This is a genomic window from Dictyoglomus sp. (assembly GCF_049968615.1).
Taxonomy (GTDB): Bacteria; Dictyoglomota; Dictyoglomia; order Dictyoglomales; family Dictyoglomaceae; genus Dictyoglomus; species Dictyoglomus turgidum.
This window is the reverse complement of record NZ_JBMFQK010000012.1, coordinates 20,113-40,918: the sequence shown is the minus strand read 5'-3', so window position 1 is coordinate 40,918 and position 20,806 is coordinate 20,113. Positions and strand designations below refer to the sequence as shown.

The following is a 20,806-nucleotide window of genomic DNA, read 5'->3' as shown; positions in this document are numbered from 1 at the left end:
TTGACTTTTTTAGTATAGAAGGTTAAAATATGTCTAAAAAAGTATGAATTATGAGGTGTAGAGAAAATGAAATTATCAACGAGGTCAAGATATGGATTAAGAGCTTTGATTTATATTGCTAAAAATCAAAAAGAAGAAAATCCTGTAAGTGTTAGAAAGATAGCAGAAGCTGAGGAGATACCATTAAGGTATTTAGAAAGGATCATGAGGATCCTTTCTCAGAGGGGTTATGTTAGAGCAGAGGTAGGAGCTGAAGGAGGATATTATTTGAACATGCTCCCTGAAAATATTAAGATTCTTGACGTGGTAGAAGCTCTTGAGGGTAGGATTAATCTTGTAGATTGTCTTCATGGGATAAAATGCAAAAAAATGGCTTATTGCCCTACAAGACCTTTATGGATGGAGATGACAAAAAGTTTAAAAGAAACCTTAGCAAAATACACCCTTGCTGACTTCTTAAGGGAAGAAGAAAAGATTAAATAAGAACTATACGTGGAATCTGATGTAAATCACGTCTCCATCCTGCACTATGTAATCTTTCTTTTCAATTCTTACTTTTCCTTCTTGATAGGCTTTTTTCCAATCTCCTATTTGGACAAGTTCATCCCATCTTATCACTTCAGCTCTTATAAAACCTCTAGCTATATCTGAATGGATAGTCCCTGCAGCCTCTAATGCGGTACTTCCTTTCTTGAGTTTCCATGCTCTGGCTTCCTTTTCTCCAGCTGTAAAAAAGGAGATCAGGTCATTATATTCAAAAATCTTATCAAGAACTTGGTTCCTTATGGGGTCTTTAAGGTTATAAATAGATAAATACTCTTTTACTTCATCTTCAGAAAGCTCCATTATTTCTTCCTCTAATTGGGCAGGAAATATAAAATAAATTTTGTTTTTAAGTTTGTTTTTAATTTCTTCTATAAATTTACTATCCTCTAATTGATTGTTAGAGACATTTATTACATAAAAAATGGGTTTTATGGAGATAAAGTTCCAAGAAGATATTATTTTTAATTCGTCTTCTCTAAGTTCAATTTCGTTTAAGGGTTTTTCCTCTAAAAGATTTTTCTGTATTTTTTCTAATACGCTTTTTTCTGCCATGTTAAGTTTTCTATTTTTTAACAGTCTTTCACATATTTCTAAATCTCTCAATATAATTTCATTTTGTTCATTATTCGTATAATTTTTTATATCCAAATCTTCTCTAAAGAGAGGTATTATATAAAAGAGTATCTCAGATTTTTGAATTCTTTCATAAAACTGAGGAGTAAGAGAGGAAAGCTTAGCATTTCCAGGAAGATCAATAAAGTCCATATTTATGAAATTAATAGATTTACTATTAAAGGTTTTCCAAAGTTGAATCAATCTATAGTCTTCCTTAGGAACAGCACATACATTAATATCGGAAAATTTAAGATGGGCTCTTCCCTTTGAGAGTACTTTTAAAAATGTGGTTTTTCCAGACTGGGACTCTCCTATAATTAGGTTTGCCATAGTTATATATCAAATACCACCTGTATCATCCATTTATCTTCTCTTTGTTCTATTTTTAAAAGATTATAGGTAACTGCTTTTATCTCTCTTGTTATCTCATGTTTTTTAGGGTCAAATCTTTCTCCATAACAATGACTTATAAGTTGATTGTGTCCAATAAGGGTTACATCAAACCTTCTAAATAAGAGTTTTTGTACTTCAAATACATAGAGAAGTTCGTTAAGCCAAGTGACTAAAAGAGATTCTAAATCTTCTCCGTCAACCTCAATATCAAAGCATTCCTTTTCTTGAATTTTTTCTAAGGGGCACATAAGGTCAAACATTGCTTCAGCAGCTGATTCAAAGGCTTTTTCCTTTGTTTCTCCATATACTATAATTCCTATATCTGCAGTATGATCTAAAAGTTCATAATTTTTCATGTTTCGTTTTCCACCAGATCCATACTAACTACACTATCATCCTCGTTGAGTTTTACCAACTTAACTCCTTGTGAATTTCTTGAAAGAATAGGAATGTTGTTTACTGGAATTCTTATAATCTGTCCTTTTTTCGTGCTTATTAGTATCTCATCATTTTCTGAGACATTTTTTACTCCTATAAGATCTCCAGTTTTTGATGTAATTTTAATTGCTCTTATTCCAATGCCACCTCTTTTTTGGGTTGAAAATTCCTGTGGATTAACCCTTTTTCCAATTCCATATTTGGTTACGAGTACTATCTGTTTAGATTCTTGAAGTATGACTCCTCCTATTACAGAGTCGTCTTTTCTCAACTTTATGCCTATAACTCCTTGGGCTACTCTACCCATGGGTCTTGTGTCTTTTTCATGGAACCTTATGGCATTGCCCTTTCGTGTAAATATAATTATTTCGTTATTTCCTGAGGTAAGGAATACATTTACAAGAAAATCTCCCTCTCCAATTTTTATAGCATATATTCCTGATTTTCTTACATTTTCAAATTCTTCTACAGGAGTTTTCTTGACGATTCCTTTTGATGTAATAAAAAAGAAGTAGAGATTTTTTGGAAGTTCACTAAGGGAGATTATTTCTGTTATTCTTTCTTCGTTCTCTATATTAAGATATTCTTTTATGGCTATTCCTTTACTCTGTCTTGAGGTTTCATCTAATTCATAGGTTTTTATAGAATAGACTTTACCTTTATTACTAAATAGGAATAATGTACTTCTTGTAGAAGTTACCACGAAAGACGTTATTACATCATCATTATTATTAGCAAGAGTATTTAGACCTTTTCCTCCTCTTCTTTGAAGCTGATATGTAGATAAAGGAAGTCTTTTAATATAACCGTCTTGAGTTATACATATCACTTCAGGATTGTCAGGCAGAATATCTTCAATAGTAATATCGCTTTTTTCTTCTTCCTCTATAGAAGTTTTTCTCTCATCAGCATATTTTTTCTTTATCTCCTTTAACTCTTCAGAAATAACGCGCCAAAGTTCTTTTTCGTCTTTTAATATTCTTTCAAGAATTGATATATTTTCCTTTATTTGCTTCATCTCTTCCATTAATCTTTCTTTTTCGAGTCTTGTAAGTTGATGTAATCTCATGTCAAGGATTGCTTGGGCTTGATTTTGGGTCAACTTAAATCTCAACATTAACTTCTCTTTCGCCTTTTCTGAGTTCTCTGCTTGCCGAATAATTGAGATTACCTCGTCAAGATGATCAAGGGCTATGAGTAAACCTTCTAATATGTGAGCTCTTGCCTTTGCTTTTTCTAAATCATATTTAGTTCTTCTTATAACTACATCTTTTCTATGTTCAAGGAATATAGTTAGTAGCTCTTTTAAATTAAAAATCTTTGGTTGTCCGTCCAATATGGCAAGCATTATAACTCCAAAGGTTGTTTGAAGTTGAGTATGCTTGTATAGTTGATTTATAACGATTTTAGGATCAGCATCTTTTTTAAGCTCAATAACGACTCTTATTCCGTGCCTGTCGGATTCGTCTCTTAAATCTTTTATTCCAGTTATTTTTTTCTCTTGAACTAATTCGGCTATCTGAGTGAGGAGATTTGATTTGTTCACCATGTACGGTATTTCTTTGATTATTATGTTTTTATCGCCTTTTTTAGTTTCCTCAATGACTAATTTTCCTCTTACCGTTAATTTTCCTTTACCTGTTAAATAACTTTCTCTAATTCCCTTAGTACCAATTATTATTCCCCCGGTAGGAAAATCAGGCCCTTTTATAAAATTGAGAAGCTCTTCTATTTCAGCTGTAGGTTTTTCAATAAGATATAAAAGGGCATCAATTAATTCTCCTAAATTGTGGGGAGGAATGTTTGTTGCCATTCCTACAGCAATTCCCGATGAACCATTCATAAGAAGTTGAGGGATTTTAGTAGGTAACACTACCGGTTCTCTTAAGGAATTATCATAATTAGGTACAAAATCAACTACATCTTTTTCGATATCTGCTATCAGCTCAGAGGCTATAGGAGATAGTCTAACCTCTGTATATCTCATTGCGGCAGGCTCATCTCCATCTATAGAGCCAAAGTTGCCATGACCATCTATAAGGGGATATCTAAAAGAGAAGTCTTGTGCCATTCTTACGAGAGCTTCATAAACTGCTGCATCTCCATGAGGATGATATCTGCCTAGTACATTACCTACTACATGAGCACTTTTTCTGTAAGGTCGATTATGAAGTATTCCCGATTCATACATGGAATAGATGATTCTTCTTTGAACTGGTTTTAAGCCGTCTCTTGCATCGGGTAGAGCTCTACCTACGATTACGCTCATGGCGTAATCAAGGTAAGAGTTTTCCATTTCTCTTTCTAAACCAACTAAGATAACTTTACTTTTCTCAGCCATATTTTTCCTTCTTGTTTAATCTTGGTTAAAAAATAAGCTAACGTCTTTTAATTTTAGCATAAATTTCAGGTTTGGTATAGATGTATAACCAATAAAGTTCCTTTTTGTATGCTGATCTTAGCTTGGTAATCAGTAAACACATTACTTATACCACGAGTAAGATTTCTGTAGAGAGGTTCATAATTCAAACTATATTTAAGTCCTTCTAAATAAATCCCTTCTACTATTTCTGATAGGGGAATAAGGGAGAGAATGTCCCCCTTATTCCCCCAGATGGTTTTCTCTTCCTCTCCTTTCATAATGTAAATCCTAAGTTTTCTATCAATAACATGTGGCTCTATATTCAAATCTTTTATTCTTTCAAGGAAAAATATATTGGCAAGTGTATGATCTATACGTCCTCCTAGAAGCCCTACGATGTATATGGAATTTGGATTAAATTTTACTGCTTCCCTTATAGCAAGTTCTAAATCAGTTTCATCTTTTTCAGTGGGATAAATTTTCCACTCAACTTGGTGTTTGGCAAGCCTTTTTTCAATATCTTCAGTGATTGAATCTAAATCTCCAACTATAATATTTGGAAAGATTCCAAGCCTTAATGCAATCTTAGTTCCTCCATTGGCACATATTACTTTATCTACTGGTAGGATTTCATCAAGATCAAAAGTAGTTATCTTAGTTTCTCCGTTTACAAAAATCAAGATTTTTTTAACTTCTTTATTCATTTTCTCTTAGCCTCTGCATAATTATTAAAACAAAAGGTAAACATACAAAGGTAGAGGGTACCACTACAAAAAGATTGTAGATGAGAGAATATATCCATGCTGGAGTTCCTGGAGGAGCGTATTCGGAAAAGAAAATTATTCCCGAAAGAAAATGAGCAAAAAGTCTTCCTAAGCCTCCAATGAAAACACCAAGTTCTATAGGTTCTTGAGTTTTTCTTATATAACCTCCATAAAGAAGGAGTAAAGTTCCTAAGATTCCTGCTATTATTAATACAATCCTTGAAACTGGATACCATTTGATTTTAAACTCTAAATCCTTAATATCTTCTTCTATTTTTGACTTTTCTTCCCCTGTAGCAGTTTGTAGTTTCGCTTTTAGCTCTTCTAAAGTTGTTTGAGTTTGTGGAAGTTCCGAAGATATATTTACTACAAAAAAGATTGTTCCCAGGAGAAAGAGTACAGCAATTATATAAGTAATAAATTTCGAAATTTTTAAGTTTTTTACTATGCCAGAAAGTCCAATTAAGCCAAAGGCTATAGGATAGTCGAGGAGATATTGGAGCCAATGTACCACATACATATCTTGCAAGGAATGAATCAATCCATAAGTAACTCCCACGAGTAAACCAGGAACGAATCCCCATCTTAGGGCAAAAATAAATAAAGGAAGCATTTGCAGGCTTATACTTCCTCCTTGAGGCATAGCTCCTATCCTTAAGTACCAGAGTAAAAGAGATAATGCAATACTTAAGGCACCTTCAGTAAGCATCCTTATAGATTTTCTTTCCATGTGAGCACCTCCCATAAAAAATTTAAGGCTCCCTGCCAGCCATAAGGAGGGAACCTTAAATTTTTTATCCCTTCCCTACGCTGGCATTACCCAGATCAGGTTCAAAGGGTCGGTAGCTCCTGCTACCCTCTCAGCCTCGGATCAGAGACTCCCCCGGGAACCATCTTCAATTTTTGTGTATTATATCACATCTCTTTTATTTTTTCTCTGATGAGATTTTCCAAATAATTTATTCTTTTTTCAAGATTTTCTATTTTAGCATTCAATTCTTCTATTAACCTTAGTTCCGGATCAGGTATATTACCATGTTCTAACATCTCCTTAGGGGTTAATTTTTTTCCTTCCTGGGTTACAATTCTTCCTGGTACCCCAACCACAGTACAATTAGGTGGTACAGATTTTAATACTACAGAACCTGCTCCTATTCGGGTATTGTCTCCTATGGTTATAGGGCCTAAAACCTTTGCTCCAGCTCCTATAACCACGTTATTTCCTATAGTAGGATGCCTTTTTCCTTTTTCTTTACCTGTACCTCCAAGGGTAACTCCTTGGTAAATTAGTACGTTGTCACCTATCTCAGTGGTTTCGCCAATTACTACGCCCATACCGTGATCTATAAAAAATCCTTTGCCTATTTTGGCTCCTGGATGTATCTCTATTCCTGTTAAAAATCTATTTATGTTGGATATGAGCCTCGGAATTATAGGTATTTTCAATTTCCATAAGAAATGAGCAATACGATGCAAAAGAATGGCATGAAATCCATGATAGCATAAGATTACCTCTAAGAAATTTCTTGCTGCTGGGTCTTTTTCAAAGACAGCTTTGTAATCCGCAATTATAGTTTCAATAATTTTTTTCATTACTTTTTCACCCTAATTTATACTTCTTTGGTATAAAAATAACATATAGTTTTAAAATTATCAATAGTATATCCAATTTTAAATCTTTGTTGTATAATAATAAAAAAAGCAATTTGAAATTAGCAAAAGCTGTGAAGGGGAAGAGTAACTATAAAACAGGATTACAGAGAGGTTAGTCTGAGGCTGAAAGCTAACTATCCTGTTTATAGTGAATGGGCCCCGGAGCTTCGAGGCGAAAGGTTTGAGTAGCCAAAGACGGTATTGCTCCCGTTATAGAGCAAAGAGTGGAGTCTTTTTAGACTCCATTAAGGTGGTACCGCGAGAGTAAGCCTTCTCGTCCTTTTCAGGATGAGAAGGCTTAAATTTTTATAGGGGAGGTACAATGATGTCAAAGGTCAAATTTATTCTTGACGAGTCTAAAATACCTAAGGATTGGTACAACATTATTCCTGATCTGCCTTTTCCTCTTCCCCCGGTCTATCATCCTGTGACCCTGCAACCAGTAAAACCTGAGGATCTTGCACCTATTTTTCCTGTGGAGCTTATAAAGCAGGAGGTGAGTACAGAGAGATATATTGAAATTCCCGAAGAAGTAAGGAAAATATACAAGTTATGGAGACCAACTCCTTTGTATAGGGCTCTTAATTTAGAGAAATATTTGGATACTCCAGCTCATATATATTATAAATACGAGGGAGTAAGCCCTCCTGGAAGCCATAAGCCAAATACTGCTGTAGCTCAGGCCTTTTATAACAAGCTTGAAGGGGTTAAGAGATTAACTACAGAGACTGGAGCAGGACAATGGGGCTCAGCTCTTGCTATGGCTTGTAATTTCTTTGGGTTAGAATGTAAAGTCTATATGGTTAAAGTAAGTTATTATCAAAAGCCATATAGAAGATCCTTGATGGAGATCTGGGGAGCTAAAGTAGTACCAAGTCCAAGTCCTGATACTGAGTCAGGGAGAAGGATATTAGAACAAGATCCTGACTCTCCGGGATCCTTAGGAGTTGCTATAAGTGAGGCAGTGGAAGATGCAGTTAAAAGGGATGATACAAAATATTCCCTTGGTAGTGTATTAAATCATGTCTTACTTCATCAAACTGTGATAGGAGAAGAGGCTTTATTACAAATGGAGATAGCAGGAGAGTTTCCTGATGTAGTTATAGGTTGTGTAGGAGGAGGAAGCAATTTTGCAGGTATTTCTTTTCCTTTTATAAGAGAAAAATTTAAAGGTAAAAAAATAAGAATTATTGCAGTTGAACCAGAATCATGTCCAAGTTTGACTAAGGGAGTTTATACCTATGATTATGGAGATGTAGCTAAGATGACTCCTCTTCTCAAAATGTATACCTTGGGGCATAATTTTATACCTCCTGCTATACATGCTGGAGGACTTCGTTATCATGGTATGGCTCCTTTGGTTAGTGCTTTATATCACCATGGGTACATAGAAGCTGTAGCTTATCCCCAGACAAAAGTATTTGAAGCAGGAGTGATCTTTGCAAAGACTGAGGGTATTGTACCTGCTCCAGAATCCACTCACGCTATTAGAGCTGTCATCGATGAGGCTTTAGATGCAAAAGAAAAAGGAGAAAAGAAAGTAATATTATTTAATTTGAGTGGACATGGATTCTTTGATTTGTCTGCTTATGATCAATATCTTTCTGGAAAACTTGAAGACTATTTCTATCCAAAAGATAAGGTTGAAGAGGCATTGAAAGAACTACCTAAGATCTAAAATCCAAAGTCGGGGAATGGAAGCTAAAAGCCCATTCCCCGATGAGTTTTATTTAGAGGGCACTTGAATTTTAGGGAAGAATATATTATAATTTTCTTCGATGGTTGGGCCCGTAGCTCAACGGCAGAGCAGCCGGCTCATAACCGGTTGGTTCTAGGTTCGAATCCTGGCGGGCCCACCAATTTTTTTATATAAAGAACTATTGTGGTGGGCGGATGGCTCAGAGGTTAGAGCGCCTGCTTCACACGCAGGAGGTCGCAGGTTCAAATCCTGCTCCGCCCACCAATTTTTTTACTCTTTTCTTTTCCTCCTTTATAGTCTAAAATAAACGAGGATCTTTATGTTCTTTTAGGAAGGGAGTTAGTATGAAAAGAGAGTTAATTCCAAAATTATTAGAAATACAAGATTTACAATTAAAATACCGAGAATCTGAAAAAAATTTAAAGGGGCTTCAAGCAGAATTTGATATCTTTAAGAATGAAAAATTAGGAGAAATAAAATTGAAAGAAGAAAATCTAATCAATATTAGAGATCAGATTAAAAAGCTAAGAGATCAACAAAGGGAAAAAGAAGATCAGTTGGTTTTATTAAAAGAGAAGCTTACTAATGAAGAAAGGAGAATATTAATTTTAAAAAACCCTAAGGAAGTAATGCATATGGAAAAGGAGATAGAAAATTTAAAGAGTTTAATCTCAAAAATTGAGGACGAAATTTTGAATCTAATGATTGAGTTAGAAGAGAAAACAAAGACCGAGAAAGAATTGGAGAAAGCTTTTAATGAGTCTAAAATAACCTTTGATAATAAAGTGAAGGAATATGAAGAAAAGATAAAAAATGTAGAGAATGAGATAGAGCTTTTACATATAGAAATTGAGGATAAAAGAAAGGAGATTCCTACTGATGATTTAGAGGAATTTGATAAATTGTCAAAACAAAAAAATTATAAACCTATAGCAAGGGTAAATAGAGATGTATGTGAAGGATGTAAGATAGCCATTCCTAAGGTAGTTCTTGAAAGGGTAAAGAGAAATGAAATTGTAAATTGCCCAAATTGTGGTAGAATTTTATGGGTGGAATGATATAACATGGAAGCAATTCTTCTTATAGTAGGGGCTTTGTTAATACTGTACCTTGGAGATAGGCTGATAAAATACTTTACAACGCCTAAATGTCCTAAATGCGGGAAAATTTTGCTCACAAGGTATAGACTATTAAAAGCTCCTACACCTTTTGAAGATGGAGTTGAAGAGAAAATTATGTATTGTGAATGTGGATATGAGAAAAGAGTTACCTATAATGTTCCTTATTGGAAGATCATTAGAAAAGAGGGTTTAAGAGGATTTGAGGTTGTACCTTGGACTAAATTATATGAGGAGGAAGAAGTAGATCAGGCAACCGCGGAATCGAGAGATTCCGAGGAAAGTCCGAACACCAAAGGGCAGGGTGCTGGGTAATACCCAGTCAGGGTGACCTGAAGGAAAGTGCCACAGAAAATAAACCGCCCAAGGTTTTTGCCTTGGGTAAGGGTGAAAAGGTGAGGTAAGAGCTCACCAGCAGGAAGGGTGACCTTCCTGGCTTGGCAAACCCCACCTGGTGCAAGGCCAAATAGGAGGGGTTGAGGTGGCCCGCCGACCCTCGGGTTGGCCGCTTGAGGCAAGAAGTAATTCTTGCCCTAGATAGATGGTTGCCGCCCCATATATATGGGGAACAGAATTCGGCTTATGATCTGCTTCTTCCTCCTCTTTTTTATTAAACAAAAATTAAACAAAAGTTAAATCATATTAATTTCTCTAACTCCAAATATAGACTAATCCTTATAAATCTCTTTTTTTTATTTGTTAAGTCTTATGCTATACTTGTGGTAAAAAGTGGTAAAAAGTGGTAAAAGATGGGGGAAAATTAATTGTTTGTTGGGGAGTATTATCACTCACTTGATGAAAAAGGAAGACTAATTGTTCCAAATAATTTTAGGCAACTTTTGGGGGAAACTTTTTATCTTACCCGGGGTTTTGAGAGGTGTTTGAATATCTATACTATTACTGATTGGAATAATTTTTCTGAAATTATTAGTAGTTTTTCTCCCACAGATGATTTAATGAGGAGACTCTGTAGGTTTTGGTTTTCTGGATCGGTACAGGTTACTACTGACAAATTAGGCAGAATACTTATTCCATCTTTTTTAATTGATTATGCTGAGCTTTATAAGGATGTAGTAATTATAGGGGCTGGAAGACATATAGAAATCTGGGCTAAAGAGAGATGGGAAGAGTTTAATAAGGAAGAGAATATTCTTGAGAGTATGAAAGAAATAAACGAAAAGGTGTCTGAATTATGGAAGAGATAGAAATCATTCATAAACCTGTAATGTTAAAAGAAGTTATTCATTATTTGAAACTTTCTCCAGGAAAAATAGTGGTAGATGCTACTTTAGGACTTGGTGGACACAGTAGTGAGATTTTAAGAGAGTTAAAAGGAGAAGGACTTCTTATAGGTATAGACAGAGACGAGGAAGTTCTTAATTTAGCAAGAGAAAGGCTAAGAAAAATAGCAAATAATTTCGTATTATTTAATACCACATATGACAAAGTTCAGGAGATATTAAAGGAATTGAAATTGTCGTTCATAGATGCAATTTTGTTTGATTTAGGTTTTTCCTCCTTTCATATAGAAAAAAGTGAAAGGGGCTTTTCCTTTATGCGACCTGAGGAGCCCTTAGATATGAGATATTCTAAGGATACTACTCTAACTGCAGCAGACATATTAAACAGTTTCAATGAATTAGAGCTTTCAAACCTCTTTTGGGAATATGGGGAGGAACCTCTTTCAAGAAAACTTGCAAAGAAAATAGTTGAGAGAAGAAAAGAGAAAAAATTTGTATACGTTAAGGATCTCTTAGAAGTAGTTGAGGAGGTCATACCTAAAAGAAAAAAGCATGAAGCAACAAAGGTTTTTCAAGCATTAAGAATTGTAGTGAATGACGAGGTAAATATTCTTAAAAGGGCTTTAGATCAGATTCCCTTTATTTTAGCACCAAGGGGAAGAATCGTGGTGCTAACTTACCATTCCATAGAGGATAGGGTAGTTAAAAACTTTTTTAAAAGTCATTCAGATAAGATTTTTCCTGTAAACAAAAAGGTAATAAGACCATCTGTTAATGAGATAAGAGAGAACAGGAGAGCAAGAAGTGCCAAATTAAGGGTGGGAGAAAGGAGGGAATAAATTTGAAGCAGTTTTTAAGTATCTTGTTCTTTTTTCTCCTTTTTTTAAGTACTGTTTTTTTAAATATCAAGGTCTCTGCACTACGAAGTGAAATTAAGAAAGTTATTAACGAGATTGATATTTTAGAGAAAGAGAAAACATATTTAGAAAACTATATTCAATCTAATTTAGATCTAAAGAAAATAGAAAAGAAGGCTTTAGAAATGGGACTTGTTTATCCTAAAAATGTGGTAGAATTTAGAATTTATAATGGAAGAATATCTGAAATAAATAAAGAAAAATATTATGCTTTGAGTTTAGAGAAATAGAAATGGATTGAATGAGTATATTAAGGGCAAGAATATTTTTCACATTTTGGATCTTAATCTTGTTTTTTGTTGAAGGGTTTATTATTTATTCTCAGGTTTCTAAACCTGAGAATATAGTATTTATTCCTCCAAATTCGGAAAGAGGACTTATCTTTGATAGAAATGGGTATGAACTAACCTTTAATATAAAGAGAAAATCCTTGGCAGTAAATCCATCTATCCTTAATAATGCAGAAAGGAATAGAATCGCTACTTTATTGAGTAAGGAGTTAAATTTAGATAAAAAAGATGTTCTTAGTAAATTAAATTTAAAGGTAAGCTTTATTTGGATTAAAAGAATTCTTTCGGAGAAGGAATATGATAGGATAAAGAAGTATGTGGATGGAAGAAAGATTTTTGTAGTAGAAGAAAATTATAGATCCTATCCCTTAAAAATAGGGACTTCAAATTTACTGGGTTTTGTGGGAGTAGATTCTCAGGGATTATATGGGTTAGAGGCTTTTCTTGATAATTATTTAAACAAAGGTAAAAATATCTATCTTACTATAGATAAAAATCTTCAAGAAATTGTTTCTCTTTATCTTAGGGATTATGTTAAAGAATATGAGGCAAAAGGGGGCTTTGTTGGAATAATGGATCTTAATACAGGAGAGATTTTGGTCTTAGCCTCTCTTCCCGATATAGACACAAATGGAAGCTTAACAGAAATAATAAATAGTTCTCAGAATATAAAGTGTCCCATATATTCTCTTTATGAGCCTGGATCTTTATTTAAGATCATAACTGCGGGAATTGCTTTAGAAGAGAAATTGGTAGATCCATTAGAGACTGTTTATTGTAAAGGTGAAGAAATAAGTGACGGATATAAAGTTAAATGCACAGAACCCCATGGGATAGTTAATTTAGAAGAGGCTGTTGTTAAATCTTGTAATATATACTTTTATCACCTTGCAAAAAAAATTCCTTATTCGATTTGGAATAAGTATTTTGATTTGCTCGGTATAAATAATCCTGTTCCTATTGATGCTAAATTTGTGGATAGGGATGCTACAGTTGCGGATATTGAAAAAAGCTTAGTAAATAGGGGAACTATTGGATTTGGTCATGGTATTGCTATGAATCCTCTAAAGATGTTGTGGATTCTAAGCGTTTTTGGCAATGATGGAATTTTATTAAAACTAAGATTAATAAAGGGTATTGGAAAACCTTCGGAAGAAAGTCATAGAGAAATTTTCCGACAGGTTTTTTCAAAAGAAACCTCTGAAGAGGTACTAAAAATGATGAGGGAGGTTGTAAAGAAAGGTACAGCTAATAATCTTTCAAGTTTAAAATATTATATTGCAGGTAAAACTGGTACTGCTCAAGTCTCTACATCTCAGGGATATATAGATATATACAATCATTTTTTTATAGGCTATATCTTTTTAGAAGATAAAAAATATAGTATTCTAATTATGTTGGAAGAGCCTAAAAAAGGAAGATTTGCCGCAGAAACGGTAGTACCACTTTTTAGAGAAATAATTAAAAGATTAGCAATATATGGGAGGATGATAAATTGAGAAAATTAAAAGAAATAGTTGAATATGTGAGAGAGTATGTGATTGAAACTAAGGGATATTTAGATGGGAATATTACAGGAATAGCTACGGACTCAAGGAAGGTAAAAGAAGGGAATATCTTTTTTGCTCTTCCTGGCACGAGAGACGATGGAAGAAGGTACATAGGTGATGCTATATCAAAAGGAGCAAGAGCAGTATTTTTTGAGGGAGAGGTTGATAATTTTGAAAGAGACGTAGCCTTAATAAGAGTAAAAGAAATATTTGACGTGTTAAGTAAGGTCTCTTTGTACTTTTATAATTTTCCTTCTAAACACCTAAATATTGTGGGAGTTACAGGTACTAATGGAAAAACTACTACCACAAGCTTACTATACCATTATTGGAAAGGTAAGGGTTTAAAATCAGGCTTAATTGGGACTATTGATTATAGAATAGATGAAGAATCTTATCCTTCTAACTTCACCACTCCTCAACCTCAAGAGCTTCAAGAAATTTTAAGTAAAATGGTAAATAAAGGGGTAAAATTTTTAGCTATGGAAGTTTCTTCTCATGCTCTTTCTCTAAAGAGAATTGATGGGGTGTCTTTAAAGGCTGTTGTTTTTACTAATTTAACTCAAGATCATCTTGATTTTCACAAGACCATGGAAGATTATTTTCAAGCCAAATTAAAGATATTTGATCACCTTGAAGATGAGGGTTTTGCTGTAATAAATAGGGATAATGAATGGACTAAAAGGATAAATTTAACCGATAAGAGAGTTCTATGGGCATCACTAGAAGAAGGGGACATATATTTAAAAAAATATGAAAATACTAACAGTGGTATGATACTTGAGATAGCGACTCCTTTGGGGGACACTGTAATTGACACCAAGTTGAGAGGGAAGTTTAATATTTATAACATTCTTTTTGCTGTGGGAGTACTAATTGGCTTAGGGGAACCTTTAGAAGACATTTCTAAGATTCTTTCTACTTTTAAAGGAGTAAAAGGAAGACTTGAGTTTATAAGAGAAGGACAAAATTTCAATGTTATTGTAGATTATGCTCATACCCCCGATGGACTTTATAATGTCTTACAAACGATAAAAGAATTTACTAAGGGGAGGGTAATAGTAGTTTTTGGGTGTGGTGGAGATAGAGATCCTACAAAAAGAGATAAAATGGGAGAAATATCTGCAAAGCTTGCAGATGTGGTTATAGTTACCTCTGATAATCCAAGAACTGAAGATCCTATGAAAATCATAAGAGAAATTGAAAAAGGCATTAAGAGAGTAGGAAGATTAGATTACTTTGTGATTGAAAATAGAGAAGAAGCAATCAAAAAGGCTATCGAGATAGCAAAAGAAGATGACTCGGTTTTAATAGCGGGTAAAGGGCATGAAGATTATCAAATAATTGGAACTATAAAGATTCCTTTCAGTGATCAGGAAATAGCAAGAAAATATATATTGGAGAGATTAAATAATGAAGCTTGATCTGACAGTAGAAGATATATTAGAAGCTACTAATGGGGTTTTGATAAAAGGGGATATTAGAGAAAAGGTAGATTCTATAAGTACTGATACGCGTAATATTAATGAAGATGAAGTGTTTATTGCATTAAAAGGTGAGAAATTCGATGGTCATGATTTTGTGAAAGATGCCATATTAAAGGGTGTAAAGGGCATAATAATAAGTCGTGAAATCGCTGTAGAAGGGAACATTTTTGTAATTAGAGTTCAGGATACTTTAAAAGCATTGCAGGATATTGCTAACTATTATAGAAGAAAATTGAAGACTAAAGTTATTGGCGTTACAGGTAGCTCAGGAAAAACTACTACTAAGAATTTAATTGGAAAGCTTTTAAGTATAGTTGGCAAAACTTATGTGAGTAGAGAGAATTTCAATAATGAAATTGGTGTTCCTTTAAGCATTTTAGACGCAGAAGAAGATGTAGATTTTTTAGTATTGGAAATGGCGATGAGGAATAAAGGAGAGATAAGTCTACTGAGTAAGATCGCGGAGCCTGATATTGGTGTAATAACTAACATTGGATGGGCTCATATAGGAAGACTTGGGTCAAGGGAAGCAATTATGGAAGCAAAGGCAGAAATTTTTGAGCATATAAAGCAGGATGGTGTTGCTATTTTGAATAACGACGATCCTTTTTCCATGAGGATTTACGAAAAATTGAAGATTAAGAAATATACTTTTGGTTTTGATGAAAGAAGTGATCTTAGAGGGGAGATAGTGGAAAAAAATGAAGAAAATTATCTCTTGAAAATTAACTTTCCGGATGGAAAGGATATAAAACTTTCCTTGCCGATTTATCCTCTTAACATATATAGAAATCTCCTTTTGAGCTTATTAGTTCTGTGGGTTATTTCTCCAGAAAGTGTGTATAGTTTAGAAAAAGATTTTTATTTTGATTTACCTAAGCAAAGGCTTAATTTGAAAAGAAAAGAAAATGGTTTAGTAATTATTGATGACACCTATAACGCTAACCCTGACTCTATGAGAACTGCTATTGAGTATCTTGATCTTCTAAAGAGTTCAGGAAGAAAGATTGTACTTCTTGGAGACATGCTGGAGCTTGGAGATCATAGCATTGATGGGCATAGAGAGGTAATAGAGGAGGTTTTGAAGAGAAATATAGATATGGCTATATTTTATGGTCCAGAAATGAGAAAAGCTTTAGACACATATCAGAATCTTGACAAGAAAAGGATATATTGGTCTAAAGATCCTGAGGAAATTAAAAGTATTCTTAAAAATTCTCTTTTTTCTGGGGATACTATTCTTGTAAAGGGGTCTCGAGCAATGTATATGGAAAATTTTGTCAAATTTTTGGAGGATGAGTTATGAATATCATACTTTTTACTAGTCTTGTAGCATTTTTTGTTTTTTTATTAATTCTCAAGTATTGGATTAATTTTCAAAAAAGTAAAGGCATTGGTAAATACATTAGAAAAGAGGGACCATCATCTCATTTTCAAAAATCAGGAACTCCTGTTATGGGAGGAATAATATTTTTGATAGTTTCTATTCCTTTTCTATTTTTTAAAGAGACTTTTTTTCCGTCTCTTTCTACTATCTTATTTGGACTATTAGGACTTCTTGATGATTTTAAACTTATGGTAAATAAAGATTATGGTATAAGACCTTTAAGAAAGATCTTTCTCTCGTTCATAATAACTCTTCTTCTTTACATATTTTCATTCCACGATTATAAGATTTATTGGGGATCTAAGCTTATTATAAGCTCAAGGATTTTTTATGTAATTCTCTTTTTTGTTGTTTTCATCGCAGTACCTAATGCTATTAACTTAACCGATGGTCTTGATGGACTTGCGGGAGGTACTTCTCTTATAACTCTGTTTTTCTTTCTTATTTATAATTTTCAATTTAATAATGAGCTTACTCTTGAAATATCTTTAATGATAACAGCACTTATTGCCTTTTTGTGGTTTAATTCTCATCCTGCAGAGATATTTATGGGAGATGTAGGTGCCTTTGCTTTAGGAGGATTTATTGCGTCTCTATCGATCATTAATAAGGTTGAGTTATTGCTTGTGTTTTTGGGGGGTATATTTTTAATTGAATCATTATCTGTTTTTATCCAAGTCTTTTTTTACAAATGGAAGAAAAGGAGAGTTTTCTTGATGAGCCCTCTTCATCATCATTTTGAGCTAAAGGGTTGGAAAGAAACAAAAGTTGTTTGGAGATTTTATATTATTCATCTAATTATGATGATTGGGGGAATAATCTTATGGAATTTGACTTAAAAGGAAAAAGGGTATTGGTGCTTGGACTTGGAGAAAGCGGGATAAGTACAACAAAATTTCTAAAAGAAGAAGGAGCAAAAGTTATAGTAAATGATTATAAAGAAGAGGAAGACTTTAAGAACTTATTAGATTTCTTCAGAAATAATGATATATTATATATATTTGGAGGGCATCCTATAGAAATACTAAGGAATATAGACCTTGTTGTAATAAGTCCAGGAATTCCTAAAACAAATCCCATATATATCGAGGCTAAAAAAAGGGATATAAAAGTTATAAGTGAAATTGAACTTGCATATTGGTATGCTAAAGTGCCCATAATAGCTATAACAGGGACTAAGGGAAAATCCACTACTACCACTTTAATTGGTGAGATTTTAAAGAATGCAGGAATACCTAATATAGTAGCTGGGAACATTGGTTTACCTTTTATTAGTGTTGTAAAAGACTTAAAGGAAGGATATTTTGTTCTTGAGGTAAGTAGTTTTCAATTGGAGGATATTGAAAAATTTAGACCTTTTATATCTTTATTTATTAATATTTATCCTGATCACTTAGACAGGTATTCAAGCATGGATGAGTATATGTTAGCAAAATCAAGAATTTTTATGAATCAAAAAGAAGAAGACTATGCAATTCTGAGTTATGATCAGGAAGAAATAATTAATTTAGCAAAACCTTACAAAGTTAAAAAATTATTTTTTGGATTTAAAAAGCATGAAAATGATGGAATATTTTATGATGAGAGTAGAAATAAAGTGTTTTATAAATTATCTGAAAGATATGGTTCATTAACTATTCCAAAAGGTATTTGGAACAGAATACTGATTAGCAACTTTATGGCTTCTGCCTTAGTAGGACTATTATTAGGAGTAGAAGAAAGGGTTATTGAGAAAACAGGAGAAGATTTTCAAGGTATACCTTTTGCTCTTCAGAGAATTGGAGAGCTCAACGGAAGAGTTTTCGTAAATGATTCAAAGGCAACAAATCCTGTGTCTACAAGTTCAGCAATTAATAGTATAAATTCTCCTATCATACTTATTCTTGGAGGAAGAAATAAAAATTTTGATTTTCATGAACTTTTTGAGAATATAAAAAAGAGTAAAGTAAGGAGAGTAGTGTTAATTGGAGAGACGAAAGAAATCATGAGGGAGCTTTCTGAGGAGTATGAAATTCCTTATGTGATTGCAGATTCTCTTGAGGATGCTGTAAGGAGAGCTTACGAAGTGTCGGAGCCTGGAGACGTAATACTGCTCTCTCCAGCTTGTGCTAGTTTTGATATGTTTAGAAATTATAAAGAAAGAGGAAAAATTTTTAATGATGTTTTTGAGAGAATGAAAAATGAAAAAGTATGATAAGTTAATATTTATTTTAGCTTTGATTTTATCATTACTTAGTCTTCCCATTATTCACACTGCGAGTTGGAGATGGGCAAGTTTAACTTTAAATAATTCTTCTTATTTTTTCCAACATCAACTTATTTATCTACCTCTTGCTATTGGAATATCTTTTATTGTAAGTGCTTTTTCTTTAGATTTTTGGCGCAAAAACTCTCTTTTACTTTTGCTTATTTCTCTCTTTTTACTCATATTAGTTTTTATACCTCCTTTTGGAAAAGTTTCAAGAAATGTGGCAAGGTGGATTGAAATAGGTCCTATTCAAATACAACCTGTAGAAGTCTTGAGATTTTCATGGATAATATTTCTAGCAAGCTTTTTATCTTCAAATAGTGAAAAAAAGAGAATTGATGGTGCAAGATTTTTATGGATTATTCTCTTTCTTCTTTTAATATCCATTGTCCTTTACTTTCAACCTAACATGAGCATGATAGTTCTTTTCTTCCTATCCACCTTTGTAATACTATTTGTTTCAAAAATGAATTTTAAACAGGCTTTAGTTATGTTGTTAATAATATCCTTGGTATTTAGCTTTGGAATATTAACAGGAGAATATAGGAAGGAAAGATTAGTGTTAAATAAAGGCATTCCCTTTTTCAAAACTTTTCAACAGGAGCAAGCTCTAAAAGCCATAAAAGATGGCGGAATTTTCGGCAAAGGATGGGGAAGGGGTGTATTGAAATTTTATATCCCCGAGGCTTATAATGATTTTCTATTGCCTGTGATTTATGAAGAAGGAGGTTTAATGGCGGGTACAGTGATCTTGATGCTGTATTTTTTTCTTATGTTAACCTTATTCAATTTATCAATAAAAGCATCAAAGACCGATGTTTTTTCTGGACTTTTAAGCATGGGGGTTTTAGTTTATTGGTGTGTAGAGATAATCTTGAATATATTAATGAACTTGGGTTTTCTACCTGTAATGGGACTTCCATTACCTTTTTTAAGTTTTGGAGGATCTTCCATGATGGTTAATTGGGCACAGGTTGGACTTCTCATGAAAATTGCAATTTTGGGTGATAAAAAATGATAAATATTTTGTTTGTAGCAGGTGGTACTGGGGGGCATGTGATCCCTGCTTTAAACATGGCTGACTATATATCTGAGAGGGCTCCTCATTGGAAAATAAGTTTTATAGGTAGGAAAAACAGTTTTGAAGAAAAGTTAATAGCAGGAAAATATGATTTCTACGGATTAGACATTATAAAGAGTTCAGATATTAAAAAACTAAGTTATTACCTGAGTATAAAAGATGCTTTAAAGATATTAGGAGAATTAGAACCTGATATTTTAGTTGTGTTTGGAAGTTACATTACAGTTCCTATAATTGTTGCTTCTATTATTAAAAAACTTCCTTTCTTTTTACACGAACAAAATGTGATTCCAGGAAGGGTAACAAAACTCTTCTACAGATTTTCTCAAGGGGTTGCTGTTTCTTTTCCTGAAACAAGGGAGTATTTTAAAGATAAAGATAAAATTTATCTTACTGGGAATTTTGTAAGGACAGAATTATTGACAATGGATAAAGCAAGGTGTAAAAAGGAATTAGGCTTTGATGAAAATCGCAAGCTTCTTCTTATAACTGGAGGAAGTCAGGGGTCAATGAAGATAAATTACGAGGTTAAAAAAATTATACCTTATTTATTAAATAATGGGTGGCAAATTCTCCATCAGATAGGAGAAAAAAACTATGTAAGTTATATAGAAGGAATACCCATAGAGGAATGGGCGAAAGAGGGTTATAATCCTGTGCCTTTTATTAAAAATATGGAACTTGCTATATGTGGGTCAGATTTTGCCATAAGTAGAGCGGGAGCAACTACTATTGCTCAATTCTTGATAGCCGGACTTCCTGCTATATATATTCCCTATCCTTATGCTAAGGATAACCATCAGATATATAATGCTGAGGTGGTAGTTAAAGTAGGTGGAGGGGAGTTACTCTTAGAAAATCAATTAAATTCTGAGAAATTAATTAATCTTTTGGATAAATGGGATAATAAGGATAGACTTGCTAAAGCATCTGAAGCATGTAGAAAAATATCTATTGCTAATGGAAGAGAAAATTTTTGGAATCTTATTTTGGAGAAGTTAGAAGGGAGGAATTGAT

General features: G+C 33.3%; 19 protein-coding genes, 2 tRNA genes, 1 other RNA gene, 1 riboswitch and 1 other annotated feature. Of the genes, 16 read left to right on the top strand and 6 right to left on the bottom strand.

Annotated features, from left to right (window positions below; translation table 11 throughout):
• The first annotated feature begins 66 nt into the window (after positions 1 to 66).
• Positions 67 to 483, top strand: coding sequence for an RrF2 family transcriptional regulator (locus tag ACP5QL_RS08210; RefSeq protein WP_428126874.1), 417 nt, complete (start codon positions 67 to 69; stop codon positions 481 to 483).
• A 3-nt stretch (positions 484 to 486) separates the two neighbouring features.
• Here ACP5QL_RS08210 and ACP5QL_RS08205 read toward each other — a convergent pair whose 3' ends face one another.
• From ACP5QL_RS08205 to cysE, 6 genes are all read right to left on the bottom strand, one after another.
• Positions 487 to 1,491 (bottom strand): DUF933 domain-containing protein, encoded by a 1,005-nt coding sequence (locus ACP5QL_RS08205; protein WP_012583625.1) that lies wholly within the window; start codon positions 1,489 to 1,491, stop codon positions 487 to 489.
• Between the two features lie 2 nt (positions 1,492 to 1,493).
• The gene (locus ACP5QL_RS08200; protein WP_012583624.1) at positions 1,494 to 1,910 is read right to left on the bottom strand and encodes an archease; all 417 of its coding nucleotides are present in this window, start codon (positions 1,908 to 1,910) and stop codon (positions 1,494 to 1,496) included.
• Entirely contained in the window at positions 1,907 to 4,333 is a 2,427-nt protein-coding gene (gyrA, locus tag ACP5QL_RS08195) for a DNA gyrase subunit A (protein ID WP_012583623.1), read from the bottom strand. The genes ACP5QL_RS08200 and gyrA overlap by 4 nt, the downstream gene beginning before the upstream one ends.
• Positions 4,334 to 4,398: 65 nt before the next feature.
• Positions 4,399 to 5,058 carry a thiamine diphosphokinase gene (locus tag ACP5QL_RS08190; RefSeq protein WP_012583622.1) on the bottom strand — a complete coding sequence of 220 codons (660 nt, stop codon included), beginning with the start codon at positions 5,056 to 5,058 and terminating at the stop codon, positions 4,399 to 4,401.
• Positions 5,051 to 5,848, bottom strand: a complete 798-nt coding sequence (locus ACP5QL_RS08185; protein WP_012583621.1) for an energy-coupled thiamine transporter ThiT — start codon at positions 5,846 to 5,848, stop codon at positions 5,051 to 5,053. The genes ACP5QL_RS08190 and ACP5QL_RS08185 overlap by 8 nt, the downstream gene beginning before the upstream one ends.
• 55 nt (positions 5,849 to 5,903) lie before the next feature.
• A riboswitch (TPP riboswitch) is annotated at positions 5,904 to 6,013 on the bottom strand.
• Between the two features lie 20 nt (positions 6,014 to 6,033).
• The gene (gene cysE, locus ACP5QL_RS08180; RefSeq protein WP_428126858.1) at positions 6,034 to 6,711 is read right to left on the bottom strand and encodes a serine O-acetyltransferase; all 678 of its coding nucleotides are present in this window, start codon (positions 6,709 to 6,711) and stop codon (positions 6,034 to 6,036) included.
• 122 nt (positions 6,712 to 6,833) lie between these two features.
• Positions 6,834 to 7,056, top strand: a binding site (T-box leader).
• Between the two features lie 40 nt (positions 7,057 to 7,096).
• Here cysE and ACP5QL_RS08175 point away from each other — a divergent pair.
• The 15 genes from ACP5QL_RS08175 (at position 7,097) to ACP5QL_RS08105 (ending at position 20,805) form a co-directional block, all read left to right on the top strand.
• Positions 7,097 to 8,449, top strand: coding sequence for a TrpB-like pyridoxal phosphate-dependent enzyme (locus ACP5QL_RS08175; protein WP_012583619.1), 1,353 nt, complete (start codon positions 7,097 to 7,099; stop codon positions 8,447 to 8,449).
• A 106-nt stretch (positions 8,450 to 8,555) separates the two neighbouring features.
• Positions 8,556 to 8,630: transfer RNA gene (locus ACP5QL_RS08170), tRNA-Ile, on the top strand.
• Positions 8,631 to 8,658: 28 nt separating this feature from the next.
• A tRNA-Val gene (locus ACP5QL_RS08165) sits at positions 8,659 to 8,734 on the top strand.
• An 80-nt stretch (positions 8,735 to 8,814) separates the two neighbouring features.
• Positions 8,815 to 9,528: a zinc ribbon domain-containing protein gene (locus ACP5QL_RS08160; RefSeq protein WP_428126854.1), complete on the top strand. Its 714-nt coding sequence runs from the start codon at positions 8,815 to 8,817 to the stop codon at positions 9,526 to 9,528.
• Between the two features lie 300 nt (positions 9,529 to 9,828).
• Positions 9,829 to 10,186, top strand: an RNA gene (gene rnpB, locus ACP5QL_RS08155) — RNase P RNA component class A.
• A gap of 166 nt (positions 10,187 to 10,352) precedes the next feature.
• Positions 10,353 to 10,793, top strand: a complete 441-nt coding sequence (gene mraZ, locus ACP5QL_RS08150; protein ID WP_012583616.1) for a division/cell wall cluster transcriptional repressor MraZ — start codon at positions 10,353 to 10,355, stop codon at positions 10,791 to 10,793.
• Positions 10,781 to 11,668, top strand: a complete 888-nt coding sequence (gene rsmH / locus ACP5QL_RS08145) for a 16S rRNA (cytosine(1402)-N(4))-methyltransferase RsmH (RefSeq protein WP_272995590.1) — start codon at positions 10,781 to 10,783, stop codon at positions 11,666 to 11,668. Before mraZ ends, rsmH begins: the two co-directional genes overlap by 13 nt.
• Positions 11,669 to 11,670: 2 nt before the next feature.
• Positions 11,671 to 11,976 carry a hypothetical protein gene (locus ACP5QL_RS08140; protein WP_012583614.1) on the top strand — a complete coding sequence of 102 codons (306 nt, stop codon included), beginning with the start codon at positions 11,671 to 11,673 and terminating at the stop codon, positions 11,974 to 11,976.
• A gap of 11 nt (positions 11,977 to 11,987) precedes the next feature.
• Positions 11,988 to 13,535: a peptidoglycan D,D-transpeptidase FtsI family protein gene (locus ACP5QL_RS08135; RefSeq protein WP_428126841.1), complete on the top strand. Its 1,548-nt coding sequence runs from the start codon at positions 11,988 to 11,990 to the stop codon at positions 13,533 to 13,535.
• Positions 13,532 to 15,010: a UDP-N-acetylmuramoyl-L-alanyl-D-glutamate--2,6-diaminopimelate ligase gene (locus ACP5QL_RS08130; protein ID WP_428126835.1), complete on the top strand. Its 1,479-nt coding sequence runs from the start codon at positions 13,532 to 13,534 to the stop codon at positions 15,008 to 15,010. The genes ACP5QL_RS08135 and ACP5QL_RS08130 overlap by 4 nt, the downstream gene beginning before the upstream one ends.
• Positions 15,000 to 16,379, top strand: coding sequence for a UDP-N-acetylmuramoyl-tripeptide--D-alanyl-D-alanine ligase (locus tag ACP5QL_RS08125; RefSeq protein WP_428126832.1), 1,380 nt, complete (start codon positions 15,000 to 15,002; stop codon positions 16,377 to 16,379). Before ACP5QL_RS08130 ends, ACP5QL_RS08125 begins: the two co-directional genes overlap by 11 nt.
• Positions 16,376 to 17,299, top strand: a complete 924-nt coding sequence (gene mraY / locus ACP5QL_RS08120) for a phospho-N-acetylmuramoyl-pentapeptide-transferase (RefSeq protein ID WP_012583610.1) — start codon at positions 16,376 to 16,378, stop codon at positions 17,297 to 17,299. Before ACP5QL_RS08125 ends, mraY begins: the two co-directional genes overlap by 4 nt.
• Positions 17,284 to 18,654, top strand: coding sequence for a UDP-N-acetylmuramoyl-L-alanine--D-glutamate ligase (gene murD / locus ACP5QL_RS08115; protein WP_012583609.1), 1,371 nt, complete (start codon positions 17,284 to 17,286; stop codon positions 18,652 to 18,654). The genes mraY and murD overlap by 16 nt, the downstream gene beginning before the upstream one ends.
• Entirely contained in the window at positions 18,641 to 19,726 is a 1,086-nt protein-coding gene (locus ACP5QL_RS08110; RefSeq protein ID WP_272995597.1) for an FtsW/RodA/SpoVE family cell cycle protein, read from the top strand. Before murD ends, ACP5QL_RS08110 begins: the two co-directional genes overlap by 14 nt.
• The gene (locus tag ACP5QL_RS08105; protein ID WP_428126822.1) at positions 19,723 to 20,805 is read left to right on the top strand and encodes a UDP-N-acetylglucosamine--N-acetylmuramyl-(pentapeptide) pyrophosphoryl-undecaprenol N-acetylglucosamine transferase; all 1,083 of its coding nucleotides are present in this window, start codon (positions 19,723 to 19,725) and stop codon (positions 20,803 to 20,805) included. Before ACP5QL_RS08110 ends, ACP5QL_RS08105 begins: the two co-directional genes overlap by 4 nt.
• Position 20,806 lies beyond the last annotated feature (1 nt).